This is a genomic window from Micrococcus sp. HMSC31B01 (genome assembly GCF_001816085.1).
In the GTDB taxonomy this organism is placed as follows: domain Bacteria; phylum Actinomycetota; class Actinomycetes; order Actinomycetales; family Micrococcaceae; genus Micrococcus; species Micrococcus luteus.
Genome location: NZ_KV825379.1, coordinates 1 through 4,877, shown reverse-complemented (window position 1 = coordinate 4,877; position 4,877 = coordinate 1). Strand labels below are relative to the sequence as shown.

Sequence of the window (4,877 nt, the reverse complement as noted above, 5' to 3'; positions counted from 1 at the left end):
CGGCCCTGCAGGGCCCCACGCCGGAGGAGCGCGCGCGCCTGCCCAAGGCGGGTCCGCGCCTGGCGCAGGTGCTGCTGGCGATCCTCGCCCCGCTCGCCCTGCTGCTGGCCGCCGTCCGCCTCGTGGCGAGCCCGGTGTTCCTGTGGCTGGAGTACCACCGGCCCGGGTTCCCCGCGGACCGGTTCGGCTTCACCCTCGCCGACCGCATGCACTACGGCTCCGCCGGGCTGGACTACGTGACCAATCTGGCCGGGCCGCGGTATCTCAGCAGCCTCACGCACCAGGGCGCGCCCCTGTTCACCGAGGTCGAGGTCGACCACATGACGGACGTGAAGACCGTGCTGTGGATCGCCACCGCGGCGCTCGTGGTGCTCGTGGTGGTGTGCGCCCTGCTCATCGCGTCCCTGCTGCGCACCAGCCCCGGCGGGGTGCGCCGCGCCCTGTTCGCCGGCGCCGTGTGGCTGCCGCTCGCGGTGATCGCGCTCGCGGTCCTGGCGGTGCTGGGCTGGGAGACGTTCTTCGCCGGGTTCCACTCGCTGTTCTTCGCGGACGGCACGTGGACGTTCTCCGTGCAGGACGCGCTGATCCGCCTGTACCCGAGCCAGTTCTGGATCGACGCCGCCGCCGCGGTGGGCCTCATCAGCCTGCTGACCGCCCTGCTCACGCTCGTCTTCACCTGGCCAACGCGCCGCCGTCGCGAGCGCACCGCGGACCAGCGCAGTGCCTTCGAGTCCACGCGCCTGCGCTGGGCCCGCGAGGAGGACGCGCAGCTGCGGTGACGGGCCGCTGAGGCCCCCGCACGAACGCGCCCCGCCCCCCAGTGATGGGAGGCGGGGCGCGGTGCGTCCGGCGGGTGTGCGGGTCTCAGGAGGACGGGGACCCGTCCACGAACGGGTAGTCCGTGTAGCCGTGCGCCCCGCCCGTGTAGAACGTCGTCGGGTCCGGCTCGTTGAGGGGCAGCCCCTCGCGCCAGCGGCGCGCCAGGTCCGGGTTGGCGATCAGCTCGCGGCCCACGGCCACCGCGTCGGCCAGGCCGTCCTCCACGATCCGGCGGGCCTCCTCCAGGCCCGTGACCGCGCCGAAGCCGCTGTTGAGCACCAGGGGCCCGGAGAAGGACTCGCGCAGGTGCGCCGCGAGGTCACCGGCCACGTCCTGGTGGATGACGGACAGGTAGGCCAGGTCCAGGTCGGCGAGGCCGGCCAGGAGAGCGTCGTAGGTGGCCAGGACGTCCGCGCGGTCCTCCTCGATGGTGCCCTGCACGTTGTGCTCGGGGGAGATGCGCAGGGCGGTGCGCTCGGCGCCGATGGCCTGGGCGACGGCGCGCACCACCTCCACGGTGAGGCGCGCCCGGTTCTCGGGGGAGCCGCCGTAGGCGTCCTCGCGGGTGTTGCTGGAGGGCGCCAGGAACTCGTGGAGCAGGTACCCGTTGGCGCCGTGGACCTCCACGCCGTCGAGCCCGGCCTCGACGGCCCGGCGGGCGGCGTCGGCGAATTCGGCCACCACGCGGGGCAGCTCCTCCGTGTCCAGGGCGCTGGGCACCGGCCCCTCCATCTTGCCGCTGAACCCGCGCACCGGCACCCCGGGGGCGATGGCGCTGGGGGCCTCCGGCTCCGCGCCGCGCAGCAGGTCCGGATGGCACATGCGCCCGCCGTGCATGACCTGGACGAACACGTGTCCGCCGGCCTCGTGGACGGCCTGCGCCACGGCACGCCACCCGTCGGTCTGGGCGTCGTCGGCGAGGCCGGTCTGGCCGGGGAACGCCCGGCTGCGGAAGGAGGGGAAGGCGCCCTCGGTGACGAGCAGTCCGGCAGTGGCGCGCTGGGCGTAGTGCTCGGCGTGCAGCTCGGTGGGGACGCCGTCCTCGCCCGCCCTCTGGCGGGTCAGGGGGGCCATGACGATGCGGTTGTCCAGGCGCAGGGCGCCGACGTCCAGGGGGTCGAACAGGGAGGGCACGGTGGTTCCGATCGCTCGGGGAGATGGTCCTCCGCGCCAACCGGCCGCCGCCGGAGGTTATTCCGGAGGCAGGGCATTCCGGCGGCGGGGGTGCGGCGCCCTCCCTCAGCGGCGGTAGAGGGCCTCGACGTCCTCGGCGTGGTCCTCGATCACCTGGGCCCGCTTGAGCTTCTGGGACTGGGTGACGTGCCCGGAGTCCTCGGTGAACGGGTGGTCCAGGATGCGGAAGCGGCGGATGGACTCGGCGCGGGAGACGCCCGCGTTGACCTGGTCCACCGCCTCCTGGATCGAGGCCAGCACGGTGGGGTCCGTCGCGGCCTCGGCCGGCGTGAGGCTGAGCTCGCGGTCCAGGGCCCACTGGGTGAGGGCCTCGGAGTCCAGGGTGATGAGGGCGCCCACGAACGGGCGGTTCTCCCCGACCACCACGACGTGCTCGATGAGCCGGTGCTGGCGCAGCGCCTCCTCCATGGGCGTGGGGTACACGTTCTTGCCGCCGGCGGTGATGATCACGTCCTTCTTGCGGCCGGTGATCCGCAGGAAGCCGTGCTCGTCCAGCGCGCCGATGTCCCCGGTGCGGAAGAAGCCGTCCTCCATCGCCTCCGCCGACGCCTGCGGCATGCCGTGGTAGCCGTCGAACACCACGGGGCCGCGGATGAGGATCTCGCCGTCCTCGGCGATCTTCACCGTCACCCCGGCCACGGGCAGGCCCACGGTGCCCACGCGGTGCGCGCCGGGGATGTTCACGGTGGCCGGCGCGGTGGTCTCCGTGAGGCCGTAGCCCTCCACGATCGGAATGCCGGCGCCGCGGAAGAAGTGCACCAGCTCCGGGGAGAGGGCGGACGCGCCGGACACGCACGAGATCACCTCGCCGCCGAGGGCCTCCCGGATCTTGCGGTAGACCAGCCGGTCGAACAGCGCGCGCCGGGCGCGCAGCAGGGCCGAAGGCCCGGGGCCGTCCCCGAACTCGGCCTCGTCCACGGCCGTGGACCACTCGATGGCGGTGCGCTTGGCGGCCGCGTAGATCGGCCCGGTGCCGCTCTTCTGGGCCTTGGCCTCGATGCCGGCCTCGACCTTCTCGAACACGCGCGGCACGGCCAGCAGCCACGTGGGGTGGAAGGAGGCGAGGTCGCCGAGCAGCGTGGCCGGGGAACCGGAGTGGGCCACCTGGATGCGGGCGTACAGGCAGATGACCTGGACGGCGTGGGCGAGCACGTGGGCCAGCGGGAGGAAGAGCAGGGTGCGCGACGTCGTCGTCTCCGGGGACCACTGGACCACCTCGCGCGCGAAGTGCAGCACGTTGATGGCCGCGCCCACGAAGTTGCCGTGCGTGATCACGGCGCCCTTCGGCCGTCCGGTGGTGCCGGAGGTGTAGACGATCGAGGCGGGGCTGGCGAGGGTCGCCAGGGAGCGGGCGTGCTCGACGGCGTCGTCCGACACGAACGCGCCGGCCTCGGCCAGCTCCGCCAGTCCGGCGTCCGTCAGCGGGAACGTCGCCACGTCCACGCCCGCGTGCCCGGCGGCCTCGGCGACGCGCTCGCCGAGCTCCTCGCTGCCGACGGCGACCACCCGCAGGCCCGAGTCCGTGACGATGTGTTCCACCTGGTGGGCCGAGGAGGTCTCGTAGATCGGCACGGAGACGGCGCCGGCGAACCACACGGCCTGGTCGAGGACGGCCCACGCGTAGGAGGTGGGGGAGAACAGGCCCACCCGGTCCCCGGGCTGGACGCCGCGGGCGATGAGGCCGGCCGCCACGGCGCGCACCTGGGTGAGGAACGCGGTGAAGTGGACGTCCACCCAGCCGCCCGCGCCGTTGCGCACGGCGTACACGGGGGCGTCCGGCCGGTTGGCACAGGAGGTGACGATCAGGTCCGTGATGTTGGAGTCCGCCGGCGGCATGCCGACGAGCTCGGTGGCGGACTCATGGACGGGGCTCTGGTTCTGCACGGTCCGAGCGTATCCATTTCCGGGCGTGCGGCGCGCGGTCGGGCACGCCCGCGCCCGGGACGCGACCGTCAGATCCAGCTGCTGAACCACATCCGCCAGCGCCACTGGTCGTACGGGATCACGTCGCCGATCCAGACGGGCAGGAAGAACAGGGACACGGCGACGGCGATCGTCACGTACGCCAGCACCAGAGCCGAGCCCCAGCGGGGCCCGGGCCGGCGACCCGGCCGCAGCAGCAGCGAGAGCGCCAGGGCGATCATCATCACGAGGAAGGGCTCGTAGGCGATCGTGTAGAAGAAGAACATGGTCCGCTCGGGCCACAGGAACCACACCAGCTGCCCGGCCGCGTAGGCGCCGAGCAGGGCGCCGGCCCGCCAGTCCCGGTGGCGCACCAGCAGCCACACGCACACGAGGACGGCGGCCAGGCCCGTCCACCACACGAACGGGTTGGCGATGTCCGTGATGGCCGCCGAGCACGCGCCCGCGGCGTCCGCCGGGCAGATCCCCTCGCCGGGCTCTGCGCCCTCGTAGTAGTAGCTCACGGGCCGGCCCATGAACGGCCAGGTCCACGGGTTGGCGGCGTAGTCGTGGGGGCTGGTGAGGCCCTGGTGGAAGGTCGTGGACTCCACGTGGTAGTGCCACAGGGAGCGCAGCGGGCCGGGGACCAGCCCGGCGAGCAGGCCCTCCGGCGGGTTGTCCCGGTGCCAGTCCCGGTAGTAGCCGCCCTCCGTGACGAACCAGCCGGTCCACGAGGCCAGGTAGGCGACCAGGCCGCCGCCCACCACGACCACGAACGCGTACAGGCCGTCCTTCTCGACGCCGGCCCACGCCCAGCGCCGCACCCCGGCGGTCCGGCGCGCGGACATGTCCCACAGGACCGTGAGCAGGCCGAAGGCCGCCATGAACGCCAGCCCGGAGAGCTTCACGGCGCAGCCGGCGCCCAGCAGCACGCCCGCCAGCAGTCGCCACGGGCGCCAGCC

4 protein-coding genes are annotated in these 4,877 nt (G+C 73.6%); 1 reads left to right on the top strand and 3 read right to left on the bottom strand.

Going from position 1 to position 4,877, the window contains the following annotated elements; all coding sequences use genetic code 11:
- Positions 1 to 779: TIGR01906 family membrane protein (locus HMPREF3105_RS11035; protein WP_141762521.1), on the top strand; the 779-nt coding region annotated here is incomplete at its 5' end.
- Between the two features lie 85 nt (positions 780 to 864).
- Here HMPREF3105_RS11035 and HMPREF3105_RS11030 read toward each other — a convergent pair.
- The 3 genes from HMPREF3105_RS11030 to HMPREF3105_RS11020 form a co-directional block, all read right to left on the bottom strand.
- The gene (locus HMPREF3105_RS11030; RefSeq protein WP_002854482.1) at positions 865 to 1,953 is read right to left on the bottom strand and encodes an alkene reductase; all 1,089 of its coding nucleotides are present in this window, start codon (positions 1,951 to 1,953) and stop codon (positions 865 to 867) included.
- A gap of 105 nt (positions 1,954 to 2,058) precedes the next feature.
- A complete protein-coding gene (locus HMPREF3105_RS11025) occupies positions 2,059 to 3,897 on the bottom strand; it encodes an AMP-dependent synthetase/ligase (protein WP_070709623.1) in 1,839 nt (612 codons plus the stop codon).
- Between the two features lie 68 nt (positions 3,898 to 3,965).
- On the bottom strand, positions 3,966 to 4,877 hold a 912-nt coding region (locus tag HMPREF3105_RS11020; RefSeq protein WP_371441115.1), incomplete at its 5' end, for a dolichyl-phosphate-mannose--protein mannosyltransferase.